The organism is Thioalkalivibrio sp. ALE19 (genome assembly GCF_000428605.1).
Lineage (GTDB): Bacteria > Pseudomonadota > Gammaproteobacteria > Ectothiorhodospirales > Ectothiorhodospiraceae > Thioalkalivibrio.
The window spans coordinates 16,233-31,954 of sequence record NZ_AUAG01000001.1 but is presented as its reverse complement, the minus strand read 5'-3'; the positions used below and the strand labels follow the sequence as shown (position 1 = coordinate 31,954).

General features: G+C 70.4%; 14 protein-coding genes and 1 other RNA gene. All 15 read left to right on the top strand.

Annotated elements, in window-relative coordinates; genetic code table 11:
• Positions 1–18 precede the first annotated feature (18 nt).
• Positions 19–373, top strand: an RNA gene (gene rnpB / locus F787_RS16090) — RNase P RNA component class A.
• Positions 374–647: 274 nt separating this feature from the next.
• Entirely contained in the window at positions 648–1,088 is a 441-nt protein-coding gene (mraZ, locus tag F787_RS0100155) for a division/cell wall cluster transcriptional repressor MraZ (RefSeq protein ID WP_019021436.1), read from the top strand.
• Positions 1,088–2,023 carry a 16S rRNA (cytosine(1402)-N(4))-methyltransferase RsmH gene (gene rsmH / locus F787_RS0100150; protein ID WP_028490948.1) on the top strand — a complete coding sequence of 312 codons (936 nt, stop codon included), beginning with the start codon at positions 1,088–1,090 and terminating at the stop codon, positions 2,021–2,023. The genes mraZ and rsmH overlap by 1 nt, the downstream gene beginning before the upstream one ends.
• Positions 2,023–2,307, top strand: a complete 285-nt coding sequence (gene ftsL, locus F787_RS0100145) for a cell division protein FtsL (RefSeq protein ID WP_018869867.1) — start codon at positions 2,023–2,025, stop codon at positions 2,305–2,307. The genes rsmH and ftsL overlap by 1 nt, the downstream gene beginning before the upstream one ends.
• The gene (locus F787_RS0100140) at positions 2,295–4,007 is read left to right on the top strand and encodes a penicillin-binding protein 2 (RefSeq protein ID WP_028490947.1); all 1,713 of its coding nucleotides are present in this window, start codon (positions 2,295–2,297) and stop codon (positions 4,005–4,007) included. The genes ftsL and F787_RS0100140 overlap by 13 nt, the downstream gene beginning before the upstream one ends.
• The gene (locus F787_RS0100135; RefSeq protein WP_028490946.1) at positions 4,004–5,521 is read left to right on the top strand and encodes a UDP-N-acetylmuramoyl-L-alanyl-D-glutamate--2,6-diaminopimelate ligase; all 1,518 of its coding nucleotides are present in this window, start codon (positions 4,004–4,006) and stop codon (positions 5,519–5,521) included. The genes F787_RS0100140 and F787_RS0100135 overlap by 4 nt, the downstream gene beginning before the upstream one ends.
• A complete protein-coding gene (murF, locus tag F787_RS0100130; protein WP_028490945.1) occupies positions 5,518–6,891 on the top strand; it encodes a UDP-N-acetylmuramoyl-tripeptide--D-alanyl-D-alanine ligase in 1,374 nt (457 codons plus the stop codon). Before F787_RS0100135 ends, murF begins: the two co-directional genes overlap by 4 nt.
• Positions 6,872–7,954 (top strand): phospho-N-acetylmuramoyl-pentapeptide-transferase, encoded by a 1,083-nt coding sequence (gene mraY, locus F787_RS0100125; protein ID WP_028490944.1) that lies wholly within the window; start codon positions 6,872–6,874, stop codon positions 7,952–7,954. The genes murF and mraY overlap by 20 nt, the downstream gene beginning before the upstream one ends.
• On the top strand, positions 7,954–9,306 hold the full coding sequence (murD, locus tag F787_RS0100120; RefSeq protein ID WP_028490943.1) for a UDP-N-acetylmuramoyl-L-alanine--D-glutamate ligase: 1,353 nt from the start codon (positions 7,954–7,956) through the stop codon (positions 9,304–9,306). The genes mraY and murD overlap by 1 nt, the downstream gene beginning before the upstream one ends.
• Complete coding sequence (ftsW, locus tag F787_RS0100115; RefSeq protein ID WP_026332678.1) at positions 9,303–10,511, top strand: putative lipid II flippase FtsW; 1,209 nt, start codon at positions 9,303–9,305, stop codon at positions 10,509–10,511. Before murD ends, ftsW begins: the two co-directional genes overlap by 4 nt.
• On the top strand, positions 10,508–11,605 hold the full coding sequence (gene murG / locus F787_RS0100110; RefSeq protein WP_028490942.1) for an undecaprenyldiphospho-muramoylpentapeptide beta-N-acetylglucosaminyltransferase: 1,098 nt from the start codon (positions 10,508–10,510) through the stop codon (positions 11,603–11,605). The genes ftsW and murG overlap by 4 nt, the downstream gene beginning before the upstream one ends.
• Positions 11,602–13,026, top strand: coding sequence for a UDP-N-acetylmuramate--L-alanine ligase (gene murC / locus F787_RS0100105; protein ID WP_018869875.1), 1,425 nt, complete (start codon positions 11,602–11,604; stop codon positions 13,024–13,026). Before murG ends, murC begins: the two co-directional genes overlap by 4 nt.
• Positions 13,023–13,997: a UDP-N-acetylmuramate dehydrogenase gene (murB, locus tag F787_RS0100100; RefSeq protein WP_019570411.1), complete on the top strand. Its 975-nt coding sequence runs from the start codon at positions 13,023–13,025 to the stop codon at positions 13,995–13,997. Before murC ends, murB begins: the two co-directional genes overlap by 4 nt.
• Complete coding sequence (locus tag F787_RS0100095; RefSeq protein WP_024328179.1) at positions 13,994–14,944, top strand: D-alanine--D-alanine ligase; 951 nt, start codon at positions 13,994–13,996, stop codon at positions 14,942–14,944. The genes murB and F787_RS0100095 overlap by 4 nt, the downstream gene beginning before the upstream one ends.
• Positions 14,941–15,720 carry a cell division protein FtsQ/DivIB gene (locus F787_RS0100090; protein WP_051245961.1) on the top strand — a complete coding sequence of 260 codons (780 nt, stop codon included), beginning with the start codon at positions 14,941–14,943 and terminating at the stop codon, positions 15,718–15,720. Before F787_RS0100095 ends, F787_RS0100090 begins: the two co-directional genes overlap by 4 nt.
• Positions 15,721–15,722: the final 2 nt, after the last annotated feature.

Below are 15,722 nucleotides of genomic sequence, written 5' to 3'. Positions count from 1 at the left end.
GCGGGTAAAAGGGAGGCGGGAGTCGGCCGGGCGGTCGCTGCGCCCGCGTGGCGTGGAGGAAAGTCCGGGCTCCGCAGGGCAGGACGCCAGGTAACACCTGGGCGGCGCGAGCCGACGGAAAGTGCCGCAGAAAACATACCGCCGATGGCCCGGCTCGTCCGGGCACAGGCAAGGGTGAAATGGTGCGGTAAGAGCGCACCGCACGGCTGGTAACAGTCCGTGGCACGGTAAACCCCGTCCGGAGCAAGGCCAAATAGGGGTGCATGGTGTGGCCCGCATCGCACCCGGGTAGGCTGCTTGAGGCGTCCGGTGACGGACGTCCCAGATGAATGATCGTTCTCGACAGAACCCGGCTTACAGGCCGGCTCCCACTTTTCCCCACCATTGTCCCCGCGTGTCTCGCGCGCCCCGGCCGGGTGCTCGCGAAATCATCAAGTAATTTCTCAAGAGTGATCGCCAGGCTCCTGGTTTTCAACGGTCCGTTCCGGTCCTCTCCCGTCGCATTGACCGCGTCTCGTAAGTCTCTGTGATGCAAGGCTTATTTTTCTCGTGCAAGCCCGTTTTTCCTTGACCCTCAACAGGGGTGTACCTATAGTGGATTCAAGTGGGGAAAAGTGGGAGAAGGTGGGATTCCACCGCCAGCGGCCATGTTTCGAGGCGTCAGTCAGCTCAATCTGGATGCGAAAGGACGCCTGGCCATGCCGGCGCGTTATCGCGATGAGCTCGTGGCGTCCTGCGACGGCCAGCTGGTGGTTACGGTTCACCCGGATCGCTGTCTTCTGGTGTATCCGCGCCCGGAATGGGAGCGGGTCGAGCAGAACCTGATGTCGCGCCCCAACCTGAAGCCGGCCGTGGTCCGCCTGCAGCGCCTGCTGGTCGGGCATGCCTCCGACTGCGAGCTTGACGGCAACGGGCGCCTGTTGCTGCCGCAGCCGCTGCGCAAGTTTGCCGGCATGGACAAGCAGGTCGCCCTGCTGGGTCAGGGCAAGAAGTTCGAGATCTGGGATCAGGCGACCTGGGATCAGCGCTGCGAGGAGATGTTCGAGGATGGCATCGATACCGAAGAACTCGAGTCGATCTCGCTGTGATGCAGGAACCGCAACAGGCCCATGTTCCGGTCCTGCTGGACGCCGTGCTCGAGGGGCTGGCGGTGCGCGCTGACGGTTTCTACGTGGACGGCACCTTCGGAAGGGGCGGGCACAGCCGCGCCTTGCTTGACCGTCTGGGGCCGGACGGTCGCCTGCTGGCGATGGACCGGGATCCCGAGGCGGCCGAGGCCGCCTCTTCGTTTCTGGGGGATCCGCGTTTCGCGTTCGAGTCCGCGCCGTTCTCGTCCATGGCCGAGCTGCTGCGGCAGCGCTACCCGGATCGCCGGCCGGATGGCGTGTTCCTCGATCTCGGGGTGTCATCGCCGCAGCTGGACGATGCCGCGCGCGGTTTCAGTTTCCAGCATGACGGCCCGCTGGACATGCGCATGGACCCGTCGTCCGGCGAAAGCGCGGCCGACTGGCTGGCGCGCGCCGAGGAAAAGGAGATCGCGGACGTGATCTACCAGTACGGCGAGGAGCGTTTCTCGCGGCGCATCGCTCGCGCGATCGTGCGCGCCCGTGCCGAAGGTCCGATTAGCCGCACGGCGCGCCTGGCGGAACTGGTGCGTGCCGCGGTGCCGCGCCGCGAGCCCGGCAAGCACCCCGCGACGCGCACCTTCCAGGCCCTGCGCATCCACGTGAACGCCGAGCTGCGCGAGCTGGAGACGTGGCTGGAAACCATCCCCGAGGTCCTGCCGGCCGGGGCGCGCCTGGTGGTGATTGCCTTCCACTCGCTGGAAGATCGCATGGTCAAGCGGGCCTTCCGCGGGGACCGTGACGATGCCCCCCGCATCCCGCGCGGGCTGCCGGTCATGCCGGAGGCGGCACCGCGCCCGTTGCGCCCGCTGGGCAAGCCGGTGCGGGCGGATGCCGGGGAACAGCAACGCAATCCGCGGGCACGTTCGGCCGTGCTGCGCGTGGCGGAGCGCAACTGATGGTCTGGCGCGGGCTCGCGATCGTCGCGCTGTCGGTGGGCGCGTTTGCGTCGGCGATTGGCGTGGTGGTGGCGCGCCACGAGGCGCGTCAGGCGTTCGTTGAGCAGCAGGCCGTGCTGGCCGAGCGCGACCGGCTCAACCTGGAATGGACCCGGCTGCAGATCGAGCAGTCCACCTGGGCGACGCCCGGGCGTATCGAGCGTCATGCGCGCGAGGAGCTGGGCATGTTGCGCCCCGATGCGGATCGCCTCGTGGTGATCGGGAGGGACGCATGGGCGCGCTGAAACGCGAAATCTCGATGGGCCGTCTGCGGGCGCTGGTGGTCCTGCTGGTCCTGATGCTGATCGCGCTGGTGTTGCGCGCCGCCGATCTGCAGATGTTCAAGAGCGAGTTCCTGTCCGCCCAGGGCGAGGCGCGCCAGGTGCGCACGCTGACCGAGACCGCCCACCGCGGTGCGATTACCGATCGCCACGGCGAACCGCTGGCGATCTCGGCACCGGTGCAGACCGCGTGGGCGCATCCGGGGGCGCTGCTGGAGGCGCGCGAACGCTGGGGCGAGCTGGCCGCGGCCCTGGACATGGACCGCGAGACCCTGGCGGAGCGCATCGAAAATCGCGCCGACCGCGAGTTCGTCTATCTGCGTCGGCACATGCTGCCGGCCCGGGCCGAAGCGGTGGCCTCCCTGCGCGTCCCCGGGGTGTCCCTGACGCGCGAGTTTCGCCGTTACTATCCGCATGGTGAGGCGGTCGCGCATGTGCTGGGTTACACCGACATCGACGACCAGGGCCAGGAAGGGGTCGAGCTCGCGTTCGACTACTGGCTCTCCGGGCAGCCGGGCGCCAAGCGGGTACTGCGCGACCGGCATGGTCGTACCATCCGCGACGTCGCCAGCATCCGTCCGGCGCGCGAAGGCAACCCCCTGCGGCTGACGCTGGACGCCCGGTTGCAGTTCCTGGCCTACCGCGAACTCAAGGCCGCGGTGCAGCGCCACGACGCGCGCGGCGGATCGGCCGTGCTGCTGGATGCGCGCAGCGGCGACATCCTCGCGATGGTCAATCAGCCCGGTTTCAACCCCAACAATCGCAGTTCGATCCGCTCCGATCGCGCTCGCAACCGGGCGGTCGTGGACGCGTTCGAACCCGGCTCGGTCATCAAGCCGTTTACCGTCGCGGCGGCCCTGGATGCCGATGCGGTCGACCCTCACGTGACCCTGGACACCGCGCCCGGCACGATGCAGGTGGGACGTCTGACGGTCCGTGATCTGCGCGACTACGGCACCATCGACCTGACCACGCTGATCGCGCGGTCCTCCAACGTGGGCGCAACGCGTCTTGCCCTGGACACCGAGCCGGCCGATTTCTGGCAGACGCTGCACCGCGCCGGTTTCGGGCAGGCAACCGGCCTGCATTTTCCGGGCGAGGCGCGTGGCACCCTGCGCGACTTCACCGCCTGGCGCGAGGTCGAGCAGGCCACGCTCGGCTACGGTTACGGGCTCGCGGTCACGCCGCTGCAGCTGGCTGCCGGGTACACGGCCTTTGCCAATGACGGACGTCGCCTGCCGGTGCGCCTGGTCGAGACCGCCGATGATGCCCGCGAGCCGCAACGGGTGATGAGCGCGGACACCGCCGGACGCCTGCGCGCGATGATGGAACATACCGTGGGCAGCGAGGGCACCGCGCGCCAGGCCGTGATCGACGGATATCGGGTCGCCGGCAAGACCGGCACCGCGCGCAAGGCGGTGCGCGGCGGTTATGCCGAGGACCGTTACTACTCCAGTTTCGTCGGTCTGGTCCCGGCATCCGAGCCACGGTTCGTGATGGCGGTGGTGGTGGACGAACCCGCCGACGTGCATTACGGCGGGGCGGTCGCGGCGCCGGTGTTCCGCGAGGTCACCGCCTCGGCCCTGCGCATGTACAACGTGCGCCCGGACGCGATGCCCGAGATCCCGATGCAGCTCGCCACCGGCGAGGAGGCGCAGCCATGACCGCCGCGGCGACCGATCCACGGGTGGCCGGGGTGGATCTGCACGCGCAGTTCCCCGAGGCCCTGGATGGCCACGGCCCGCTGGTCGTGACCGACCTGGTGCAGGACAGCCGCGCGGTGACCCCGGGCGCCGGGTTCGTGGCCCTCCGGGGAACCCGCGAGCACGGTCTGGCCCACGCCGAGGATGCCGCGGCGCGCGGCGCCGGCGTGATCCTGTGGGACGAGGCCGATGCGGGGCCCCCCGCCGGCTCGCCCGGGGTGCCCGGCGTTCATGTGCCGGGGCTGCGTGCCCTGTTGCCGGTCATGGCGCAGCGGGTATTCGGCGCCTGGCCGGAGGCCGCACCGATCGTCGCGGTGACCGGCACCGACGGCAAGACCTCGGTGACGCATCTGATTGCAGCGGCACTCGAACGTCTGGGTACCCCGACCGGACTGGTTGGCACCCTGGGCGTCGGGCGTCCGGGGCAGCTGCGCCCGGCCGGGCACACGACCCCGGGCGTGCTCGAGCTCCATCGGCATCTGGCCGGGCTGGCGCGCGAAGGCTGCGAAGCCGCGGCGCTGGAGGCCTCTTCGCACGGGCTCGTCCAGGGGCGTCTGGACGGGGTTCCGGTGCGCGTCGCGGTGCTGACCCGCCTGGGCACGGATCATCTGGATTTCCATGGCAGTCAGGCCGCGTATGCCGAGGCCAAGGCCATGCTGTTCGACCGCCCGGGACTGCGCACGCGGGTGATCAACGCCGATGACGAGCTCGGTCACGAGCTTCTGCGCCGTCCGGTGCCCGAGGGCATCACCGACATCACCTGGGGTCTGGAGTCTTCCGCAGCGATGGCGCGTGCCGAGGCGATCCAGGCCGGCCCGGAGGGGCTGCACTTCGTGCTCGTTGCCGACGGGCGGCGCGTGCCGGTGCGGTCGCGGCTGTACGGACGGTTTCAGGTCGAGAACCTGCTGGCCACTCTGGCCGCCCTGCATGCCCTCGGACATGCCTGGGAGGCCGCCGCGGACGCGGTGGCCGAGCTGCCCGGGGTCCCCGGGCGCATGGAGCGTCACGATCTGCCGGGCGGAGCCCAGCTGGTGGTCGATTACGCCCACACCGCGCAGGCCCTGGAGGCCGCATTGAGTGCGTTGCGTCCGCATGTGCGTGGCCGCCTGTTCGTGGTTTTCGGCTGCGGCGGCGATCGCGACCGGGGCAAGCGTCCGGCGATGGGGCGCGTGGCCATGCGTGCAGCGGACCGGGTGATCGTGACCGATGACAATCCGCGCCGCGAGGACGCGGCGGCCATCCGTCACGCGGTGCTCCAGGGCTGTGACGATCCCGCGCGCTGCCGCGAGATGGGCGATCGCGAAGCCGCGGTGCGTACCGCGGTCGCCGATGCCGGGCCGGGCGACATCGTGCTGCTGGCGGGCAAGGGGCACGAAACCACCCAGCAGATCGGTGACCGGTTTCATCCATTCAGTGATCGCGAGCTGGCCGCCCGGCTGGCGCGCGAGGGGATTTCCGGGGAGGGGGAGCGATGATCCGGATGACGGCCGGAGAACTGGCGACCGCCGTGGGCGGGCGCCTGCAGGGGGACGCCGGGGCGGCATTCACCGGCGTGTTCAGCGACACGCGTAACCCGCGTGAAGGCGGGCTGTTCGTCGCCCTGCGCGGTCCGAACTTTGATGCCCATGACCATCTGCACGCCGACTTGCCGGCACCGGTGCTGCTGGTTCGCCGCGCACGCGAAGACCTGCCGCAGACCCAGGTGGTGGTGCCCGATACCGGCGAGGCCCTGGGGCGACTGGCCGCGACCTGGCGCAGGCGGTGCCACGCGCGGGTGATCGCGCTGACCGGCTCCAACGGCAAGACCACCACCCGCGAGATGCTGCGCTCGATCCTCGCGCGCATGGGGCGGGTGCATGCCAGCGAAGGCAACCTGAACAACGAGATCGGGACACCGCTGACCCTGCTGGCGATGCCGGAGGATACCGACTTCGCGGTGATCGAACTGGGCGCCAACCACGCCGGCGAGATCGGCCGCATGGCCGCGTGGACCCAGCCGCACGTCGCCATGATCACCAATGCCGGTCATGCCCACCTCGAAGGTTTCGGCAGCCTGGAAGGCGTGGCGCACGCCAAGGCCGAGATCTACTCGTGTCTGCCGGCCCAGGGCGGAACCGCAGTGGTGAATCTGGACGACCCGTTCGCCGACTACTGGCTGTCGCTCAACGAGCACCATCATCTGCAGCGCTTCTCCCTCGAGGGGGGCGGCGAGGTCGAGGGCGTGTGGGTCGCCCCGGATCGCCTGCGCCTCACGATCCTCGGGGCCAGCCGCGAGATCCGCCTTGCCGGTCCCGGCCGCCATGTCGCGGCGAATGCCGTGGCGGCCGCTGCCGCCGCCAATGCCGCGGGCGCCGCGATCGACATCATCGCGCAGGGACTGGGCGACTGGCGCCCGGTCGCCGGTCGCCTGCAGGCGCTGCAGCACGCCGGCGGTGCCCGCATCTGGGACGACAGCTACAACGCCAACCCCGATTCCCTGCGGGCCGGTCTGGAGGTGCTGGCGGCGGTGCCTGGTCGGCGCATCCTGGTGCTGGGGGAAATGGGCGAGCTGGGCGGCGATGCCGCGGCCCTGCACGTGGCCACCGGGCGGGAGGCCCGAGCAATGGGGATCGATTTCTGCCTGGCGCTGGGCGAGCTGGGCCGCGAAACCGCTGATGCCTTCGGCGAGCAGGGCGAGTGGTTCCCCGATCATGCCGCACTGGTCGCGCGTCTGCAGGGGTTGCTGGACGAGCGAACCACCGTGCTGGTCAAGGGTTCGCGCAGCCAGCACATGGAATCCATCGTGGAGGCGCTGGACGCGCAGCCCGTGAACCCGGAGGCGGCGGATGCTGTTCGCACTGACTGAATATCTCGCCCAGTTCCATTCCGGGTTCACGGTCTTCCAGTACCTGACCCTGCGCGCCATCCTCGGGGTGGTGACGGCGCTGGCGATCGCGCTGCTGATCGGCCCCTCGGTGATTCGCCGTCTGACCCTCGGCAAGGTGGGCCAGAACATCCGCGAGGACGGCCCCGAATCGCACCTGAGCAAGGCCGGCACGCCCACCATGGGCGGTGCGCTGATCCTGGTGGCCGTGGCGGTGGCCACCCTGCTGTGGAGCGACCTGACGAATCGTTTCGTCTGGATCGTGCTGCTGACCACGCTGGCCTTCGGCGCCGTCGGTGGCTGGGATGACTATCTCAAGCTGCGTTACGGCAACAGCCAGGGGCTGTCGGCCCGATCCAAGCTGCTGTGGCAGACCCTGTTCGCCCTGGTGGCCGCCGGGGTGATCATGCTCACGGCCCAGGATCCGGTGGAAACCACCTTTTATCTGCCGGTGTTCAAGGACATCGAATTCAGTCTGGGCTGGCTGTTCATCCCGCTGGTGTGGCTGGTGGTGGTCGGTTCGTCCAATGCGGTGAACCTGACCGACGGGCTGGACGGTCTGGCCATCATGCCGGCGGTTCTCGTCGCCGGCGCGCTGGGCATCTTCGCCTATGCCGCGGGCCATGCGGTGTTCGCCAACTATCTCGGCATTCCCGCGGTGCCCGGGGTCGGCGAGGTGGGGATCTTCGCCGCCTCGCTGGTGGGGGCGGGGCTCGGGTTCCTGTGGTTCAACACCTATCCCGCGCAGGTTTTCATGGGCGATGTCGGGGCCCTCGCCCTGGGCGCGGCGCTGGGAATGATGGCCATCCTTACGCGCCAGGAGATCGTGCTGCTGATCATGGGCGGCGTGTTCGTGCTGGAGACCGTCTCGGTCATGCTGCAGGTCGCCTCGTTCAAGCTGACCGGACGGCGAATGTTCCGCATGGCGCCGCTGCATCACCACTTCGAACTCAAGGGCTGGCCGGAGCCGCGCGTGATCGTGCGTTTCTGGATCCTGACCGTGGTGTTCGTCCTCATCGGTCTGGCGACCCTGAAGGTGCGCTGATGGAACGGGTGCGAAGCGACAACCTGATCGTCGGGCTGGGCGCCACCGGGCAGTCGGTGGCGCGCTACCTGCTCGCGCGCGGGATGTCGTTCGCGGTCACCGATACCCGTCGCGAGCCGCCGGCCTGTGACGATCCCGAACTGGCGCGGATCCTGAACGAGCGTTGGGTCGGCCCGCTGGACGGCCTGGATGCGAGCGGGGTGCGTCGCCTGATCGTCTCGCCCGGGGTGGTCCTGGAGCACCCGGTGATCGCCGCCGCCAGTGAGGCCGGTGCCGAAGTCACCGGGGATATCGACCTGTTCGCCCGCGAGGCCGGAGCCCCGGTGATCGCGATCACCGGTTCCAACGGCAAGAGCACGGTGACGGCGCTGGTCGGCGAGCTGCTGGATGCGGCCGGCTACGCGGTGGCGGTGGGGGGCAACTACGGGACCCCGGCGCTGGACCTGCTGGAACGCGACCCGGAGGTGTTCGTGCTGGAGCTGTCCAGCTTCCAGCTGGAACGGTGTCACGATCTGGCGCCCGCTGCTGCCGTAGTGCTCAACCTGTCGCCGGATCACCTCGATCGCTATCCCGACATGGCCGCCTATCTGCGCGCCAAGCAGCGGGTGTTCCGCGGCGCGCGGCGCGGACTGCTCAATCGTGACGACCCGATGGTGGCGGAACTGACCACACCGCCGGGCATGGCACGCGAGACCTTCGGTCTGGGCGTGCCGGCGGCGGACGCCGACTGGGGCGTTTGTGTCGGCGGCCACGGGGAGGGACCGCACCTGTGTCGTGGCGGCCAGGCCCTGCTGGAGACCGCGCGCCTGCGCATGCGTGGCCAGCACAACTGGGCCAACGCCCTGGCCGCACTGGGCCTGGTCTGGCCGTGGCTGGACTCGGCCGGGCGCCGGGCGCGGGCCCTGGCGGCGCTGGCCGATTTCCCGGGGCTGCCGCATCGCTCGCAGTGGATCGCCTCGGTCGACGGCGTGGACTGGATCAACGATTCCAAGGGCACCAACCTCGGTGCCACCCTGGCCGCATTGCGCGGCACGCCCGGGCCGCTGGTTCTGATCGCCGGTGGCCAGGCCAAGGGGCAGGATTTCGCCCCGCTGGCCGATCAGCTGGCCGGCAAGGTGCGCGGCGCAGTGCTGCTGGGAGAGGACGCACCGTTGATCGCGCGTGCCCTCGCCCCGGTGGTGCCGGTGCAGCGGGTCGACGACATGGATGCGGCGGTGGCGCATGCCGCGGAATGGGCGCAGCCGGGAGACACCGTGTTGCTGTCGCCCGCCTGCGCCAGCCTGGACATGTATCCGGACTATCGCGCCCGGGGTGACGACTTCGCCCGGGCCGTGCGGGAGCTGGCCGCATGAGCGCCCCGGTCAGCCAGCCGACTTCGCCCATGGTCCGGCGCCTGCAGCAGGAGGTGGACCTGCCGCTGCTGGCGTTGACCGCGGCGCTGGTGGCGCTGGGGCTGGTGATGGTCGCTTCGGCCTCCATGGAGATGGGTGCGCGTGATTTCGGCAATGCCTGGCACTTTCTGCAGCGCCAGGTGCTGTTTGCCGCCCTGGGTACGATGGCCGCGGTGGCGGCATGGAACGTGCCGCTGGCGCGCTGGGAACGCGCCGGCCCGTGGCTGCTGGCGCTGTTCCTGCTGATCCTGGTGGTGGTCCTGCTGCCCGGCGTCGGACGCACGGTCAACGGGGCAACCCGCTGGATTCCGCTGGGAGCGTTCAACCTGCAGGTGGCCGAGCTGGCCAAGTTGCTGGTGGTGATGTACCTGGCGGGCTACATCGTGCGCCATTACTCCACCCTGCGCCTGCAGCTGGCCGGGTTCGTGCGTCCGCTGGTGGTGCTGGGGGCCGGTACCGTCCTGCTGTTGCTGCAGCCGGATTTCGGCGGGGCCGCGATCATGCTGGCGATCGGCATGGGCATGCTGTTCCTCGCCGGCGCCCGCCTGTCGCAGTTCCTCGCGCTGGGGGGCACGATCGCGGCGGGCATGGCGGTCGCCGCGGTTGCGGCGCCTTACCGCATGGCTCGCCTGACGGCCTTCCTGGACCCGTGGCAGGACCCGTTCGCGAGCGGTTTTCAGCTGACCCAGTCGCTGATCGCGATCGGCTCCGGCGGGGTGACCGGCTCGGGGCTGGGCGGCAGCGTGCAGAAGCTGTTCTACCTGCCGGAGGCGCATAACGATTTCCTGTTCGCGGTGTTCGCCGAGGAGTTCGGTTTCTTCGGCGTGCTGGTGCTGATCGCACTGTTCGCAGGGCTGGTCTGGCGCTGCCTGCGCATCGGCCTGGAGGCCCAGCGCAGCGGTCATGCCTTCGGTGCCCATCTGAGCTTCGGCGTGGCGATCTGGCTGGGTCTGCAGGCGGCCCTGAACATGGGCGTGAACATGGGGCTGCTGCCGACCAAGGGGATGACCCTGCCGTTTTTGTCCTACGGCGGCAGTTCGCTGATCGTCAGTCTGATTGCGGTCGGTCTGGTACTGCGGGTGGCCCGCGAGGCGCGGACTCCGGCACCGGCCCCGGTGCCTCGCCGGCGTTCGCGCGCCGCCCGGCAGAGCGGAGGTGCGGCATGACGGCCCCGCGCGTGCTGATCATGGCCGGCGGTACCGGCGGCCATGTCTTCCCCGGGCTGGCGGTGGCCGAGGCCCTGCGCGAGCGCGGGGTCGAGGTGGTCTGGCTGGGGACTCGTGCGGGCGTGGAGGCGCGCCTGGTGCCGCAGGCCGGGATTGACCTGCATACCCTCCCGATCGCCGGTATTCGCGGCAAGGGGCTGTTCGGCCTGGCCTTTGCCCCCTGGCGCCTGGGGCTGTCGCTGTGGGCGGCCCTGGTGCTGCTCCGGCGCATTCGCCCGCATGCGGTGATCGGTTTCGGCGGGTTTGCCGCGGGACCCGGCGGGCTGATGGCCGCGGCCCTGGGACGCCCCCTGGTGATTCACGAACAGAATGCGGTGGCCGGCCTGACCAATCGCTGGCTGGCGAAGGTCGCCGACCGCGTGTTCGCCGGTTTCGACGGTGCGTTCCCGCCCGAGGTGCGCGCCACGCGGGTTGGCAATCCCGTGCGCTCCGCGATCGCGGCCCTGCCCGCCCCGGGCGAGCGCTACGCCGCACGCAGCGGGCCGCTCAATATCCTGGTCCTGGGGGGCAGCCTGGGCGCGCGTTCGCTGAATCACGCGGTGCCCGCCGCGCTCGGCCTGCTGCCGTCGGAACAGCGCCCGCAGGTCCTGCACCAGGCCGGCTCGCGCACCCTGGAAGAAGCCCGCGCGGCGTATGCCGACGCCGGGGTGGAAGCCACGGTCACCGAGTTCATCGCGGACATGGAGGCGGCCTGGGCCGAGGCGGATCTGGTGATCTGTCGCGCCGGAGCGCTGACCGTAGCCGAAGTGGCGGCCGCCGGTGTGGCCGCGGTGTTCGTGCCGTATCCGGATGCGGTGGACGATCACCAGTATGCGAATGCTCAGGCCCTGGTGGACGCCGGGGCGGCCTGGCGTTTCCGCGATGCCGAGCTGGAGCCGCAGGCGCTGGCGCAGCTGCTGGGCTCGCTGGACCGCGAGACCCTGCGCGACCGTGCCGAACGCGCGCGGGCGCTGGCCTGCCCCGACAGTGCCGCGCGCCTCGCCGATGTCTGTGTGGAACTGGCGGGGCCGGGCCCCGCGGGGGAGGGATCATGAGCCACGCGCGCCTGCCGGAACATGCGATGCGCCGCATCCGCCGGATCCACTGCGTGGGGATCGGCGGCTCCGGGATGAGCGGCATCGCCGAGGTGCTGCATCAGCTGGGTTACCGGGTCTCGGGTTCGGACCTGGGGCGGTCGCCGATGATCGACCGCCTGGTGGAGATGGGCGTGCGCGTGGTCGGCGAGCACCGGCCGGAGAACGTGGCCGAGGCCGATGTGCTGGTGGTGTCTTCGGCCATCGATCCGTCCAACCCCGAGGTCGCCGCGGCGCGCGAGCGCGGTATCCCGATCGTGCGGCGTGCCGAGATGCTGGCGGAACTGATGCGTTTCCGCTTCGGGATTGCGGTCGCGGGGACCCATGGCAAGACCACCACGACCAGTCTGGTGGCCAGCGTGCTGGCGGAGGCGGGGATGGATCCGACCTTCGTGATCGGCGGCCGACTCAATTCCACCGCCAGCCACTCGAGCCTGGGGGCGGGTGACTATCTGGTGGCCGAGGCCGACGAGAGCGATGCCTCGTTCCTGCATCTGCAGCCGCTGCTCGCGATCGTGACCAACATCGATGCCGATCACCTGGGGACCTATGGCAATGATTTTCGCCAGCTGCACGAGACCTTTCTCGAGTTCCTGCACCACCTGCCCTTCTACGGGCTGGCGATCCTGTGCGCCGATGACCCGCAGGTGCGCGAGCTGATGCCGGAGCTGGAACGCCCGCGGCTGACCTACGCGATCGATGCCGACGCCGATGTGCGCGCCCTGGACGTGCGCCAGGAGGGCGTGCAGACGCGTTTCCGCCTGCAGCTGCCGGAGGCCGGCGAGCCGTTCCCGGTCACCCTCAATCTCCCGGGGCGCCACAACGTGCTCAATGCCCTGGCCGCGGCGGCCGTGGCCTGGGAGCTGGAGGCCCCGCGCGAGGCGATCGCCACGGCGCTCGAACGCTTCCAGGGCATCGGGCGGCGGTTCCAGGTCCACGAGTGGGCGGGGCCGGCCGGGCCGGTGACGCTGGTCGACGATTACGGCCATCACCCGCGCGAGATCGCCGCGACCCAGGCCGCGGCGCGGGATGCCTGGCCCGGTCGCCGGCGGATCACCGTGTTTCAGCCGCATCGCTACACCCGCACCCGTGACCTGTTCGAGGACTTCGTGGAGGCGCTGTCGGAGACCGACGTGCTGATCCTGCTGGAGGTGTATGCCGCGGGCGAGGCGCCGATCGCCAGCGCCGACGGGCGCAGCCTGGCGCGGGCCATCCGTCTGCGCGGCCAGGTCGAGCCGATTTTCGTGGAACAGGCCGCGGACGTGGCCGGCGTGCTGGAGGGCCTGCTGCAGGCGGACGACGTGATCATCGCCCAGGGGGCGGGCGACATCGGTCGCCTGGCGGCCCTGCTGCCGCAAGAGCTAACCGGAGGTGGCGCATGACACCGCTGGACCCTGCCCTGGCCGCGGCGCGTCATCTGCACGAGCTGCAGCCACGCGGCGAACTGCAGGCGCGGGCACCGCTGGCACCGCTGACCTCATGGCGTGCCGGCGGGCACGCCGACTGGCTGTTCCGCCCCGCGGACCGCGAGGATCTCGCGAACCTGCTGGCGCAGGTCGCCCGCCTCGCGCCCGACCTGCCGATCACCTTCCTCGGGCTCGGCAGCAACGTCCTGGTGCGCGACGGCGGCGTTGCCGGGCTGGTGGTGCATCTGCAGGGCGTTCTGGCCGAGCGCGAACGCCTGGACGGCGACCGGGTGTTCCTGGGTGGCGGGCTGGCCTGTGCCCAGGCGGCGCGCTTCTGTGCCCGCGAGGGCCTGGTGGGGGCGGAGTTCCTCGCCGGCATCCCCGGCACCGTGGGCGGCGCCCTGCAGATGAACGCCGGGGCCTGGGGCGGCGAGACCTGGCCCCTGGTGGAATCGGTGGAGGTGATCGACCGTGAGGGCCGGCTGGAAACCCGCCGCCCGGATGCGTTCCGGGTCGGTTACCGCCGGGTCCAGGGGCTCGATCCGCGCGAGCGTCTGTGGTTCACCGGGGCGACCCTGCGTCTGAGCCCGGGCGACCCGGAGGCGGGTACCCGGCGCATCCGCGAACTGCTGCGCGAACGCTCGGCGAAACAGCCGCTGGGTCAGCCGTCCTGCGGCTCGGTGTTCCGCAACCCGGAAGGCGATCACGCCGCACGCCTGATCGAGGCCGCCGGGCTCAAGGGCCTGCGCGCCGGCGCGGCCGAGGTGTCGCCGGTGCATGCCAATTTCATCACTCACGACGGTACGGCGCGGGCGGAAGACATCGAGCGCCTGATCGACACGGTGCGCAACACGGTGGAGCAGCGGTTCGGCGTCCGCCTGGAGCCGGAGGTACGCATCCTGGGCCGGTTCATCGACCCGGGCGACGACAGCGAGGGAACGGCATGAATCGTAACGACGCAGAACCCCGCGACTATGGCCGGGTGGCGGTATTGATGGGCGGCTGGTCCGGAGAGCGCGAGGTCTCGCTGGCCAGCGGCAACGCCGTGCTGGCGGCTCTGCGACGTCAGGGCGTGGATGCGCATCCGGTCGATCTCACGCGGGCGCACATGGGGCATCTGCACCTCCCCCTGGAGGGGTTCGACCGGGTCTTCATCGCGCTGCATGGAGAGTGTGGCGAGGACGGGGCCCTGCAGGGCTGCCTGGACCTGGCCGGCATGCCCTACACCGGCACCGGCGTGCTGGGTTCCGCCCTGGGGATGGACAAGCTGGCCTGCAAGCGACTGTGGACCGGGAGCAACCTGCCCAGTGCGCCCTACCGGTTGCTGAACCCGGGGTTCGACCCGGATGCGGTGGCCGAGGCGCTGGGGCTGCCCCTGATCGTGAAGCCGGCCCGCGGGGGCTCGAGCCTGGGCATTACCCGGGTGGATCGGGCGGCCGATCTCCCGGCCGCGTGGGAGGCGGCGCGCAGCCAGCCCGGGCAGATCTTCGCCGAACAGTGGATCGAGGGCCACGAATACACCGTGGCCATTCTCGACAACCAGCCGCTTCCGGTGGTCGAGATCCGCGCCGACGGCGGGTTCTACGACTACCACGCGAAATACGAGTCGGACCGCACGGGGTATGTCTGCCCGCCGCCGCTGGATGAAAGCTCGTTACTCGAATTGCAGTCACTGGCGCTGGGTGCGTTTGCCGCGCTGGAGGCCTGTGGCTGGGGGCGGGTCGACATCCTGCAGGACGAGCACGGCGACAACCATCTGATCGAGATCAACACCGTGCCCGGCATGACGGATCACAGCCTGGTGCCCAAGGCGGCGGCCGAGGCCGGGATCGATTTCGACACCCTGTGCCTGCGCATCCTGGACTCCAGTTTCCAGTGCGGAGGGCTGCGATGAATCGCCGGCGCACCCCGCCGGCAGCGCGCTTCGCGCGGCTGCGCAGCGTGTCCGGTCCGGCCCTGCGTCTGCTGGCCGGAATGGTGCTGGCCGCGGCGATCGTGCTGGTCCTGCTGGCGACGACCCGCATCGAGCCGGACGCGCTGGTGCCGGTGGAGAGCATCGAGATCGCCGGCGAGCCGCGCTACGCGGACGTGGAGCGGGTGCGTGAACTCGCGCGTCGCCACGCGCCGGGGTTCATTACCGCCGATCTGGCGGCGCTGGAACGTTCGCTGGTCGCCGAGCCCTGGATCGATGGTGTGCAGCTGCGCCGGCAATGGCCGGGGACGCTGGTGGTCGAGGTGCGCGAACCGGTGCCGGTGGCGCGCTGGGGCGAGGAGCAGCTGGTCGATCGGCATGGCCGGGTTTTCGGGCCGGTGGATCAGGCCGAGTGGGACTACCTGCCCGCTCTGGAGGGGCAGGACGGGCGCCAGGTGGTGCTGATGCGCCGCTACCTCGAGGTGTCGGCACGTCTGGCGGATGCCGGCCTGGAGGTGGCCGGCGTGGCCGAGGGGCGTCGGCATGACTGGACCATCCGTCTGGAGTCCGGGGGGCGGATCCTGATGGGGCGGGACGCCGAGGCGGCCCGCCTGAATGCTCTGGTACGGGCGGCCGACGTCGTGCGCGAGCGCCGCGACGCGCCGGTGGAACGCTGGGACCTGCGCTATCCGCACGGCATGGCGGTGGCCTGGGCCGAAGAAGACGGGGACGCCGCCGGCGATCCCGGGACACAGTGAAA